The sequence below is a fragment of the Lysinibacillus sp. CNPSo 3705 genome, assembly GCF_028674935.1.
Lineage (GTDB): Bacteria > Bacillota > Bacilli > Bacillales_A > Planococcaceae > Lysinibacillus.
In genome coordinates, this window is the sequence record NZ_JAQZSD010000168.1 from 1 (window position 1) to 1,043 (window position 1,043).

Annotated in this window: 1 protein-coding gene; it reads left to right on the forward strand. The window is 40.4% G+C overall.

Features of this window, described 5'->3' with window-relative positions; genetic code table 11:
• On the forward strand, positions 1 to 922 hold a 922-nt coding region (locus tag PVA17_RS24815; protein ID WP_274069351.1), incomplete at its 5' end, for an IS110 family RNA-guided transposase.
• Between the last annotated feature and the right edge of the window lie 121 nt (positions 923 to 1,043).

The window sequence follows — 1,043 nt, forward strand, 5'->3', positions numbered from 1 at the left end:
CGATAAAAAAGATGCACTAGTCATCGCTCGCTTATTAAAGGATGGACGTTTCAGTTATCCACGTATACTGAAAGACATTGAAGCTGAGCTTCGTATTGGCTCCACTCTTCGTTCAAAATTGACGGAGGATTTGGCTAGTATCAAAAATCGAATCATTCGTTGGCTTGATCGCTACTTTCCAGAGTTTACTCAAGTTTTTCCTAATTTCGGGAAGATGGCACTTGCAACACTAGAAATGACGCCATTACCAAAAGATATTAAAGAGAAATCAGCTGAAGATCTAGTCTTTCTTTACCGACAGGTAAAGGGAATGAGAGCCCCACAGTTACCGAAAGCCAAGCTTCTTATTGAAGCCGCGAAAAACTCTATCGGACTGACAGAAGGAACACAGATGGCCCAACACGAAATCGCCACGCTCTTACGTCAGTATCGGTTATTAGAAACCGAAATTGAAACTGTAAATGATCAATTAGCAGCAATGGCACAAACAACAATCGAATATGAAATATTGGCTTCAGTTCCTGGTTTAGGAGACGCGACAATAGTTGATTTACTATCAGAAGTAGGAAGCTTCTCACTTTATGAAAATCCACGCCAACTTATAAAACTAGCGGGATTAACATTACGTGAAAGCTCGTCCGGTCAACATAAGGGACAAAAACATATCTCTAAACGAGGACGAAAGAAGCTCAGAAACACCCTATTCAAAGTAATAGTACCGCTAATTCGTCACAACGAAGCGTTTAAACAGCTTCATGAATATTACACAACAAGACAACAAAATCCCTTAAGGGGAAAGCAGTCAATGGTGATACTCTGTGGTAAATTACTGAAGGTATTACATGGAATATGCAAAAAGAAAGTCTTTTTTAACGAGCAACATATGATGAAGGACCTCTACTGTCTCGCAGAGGCAGCGTAATCAATTTTTTCATCGAACTATAAAAAGAAGGATGACACGGAGAAGCCAGCAAAATAACTAAACTCAGACTATGAGTCTCTGGGGCAGCATAGCAGGCCTCTGCCTTATGAATAGACCGAAC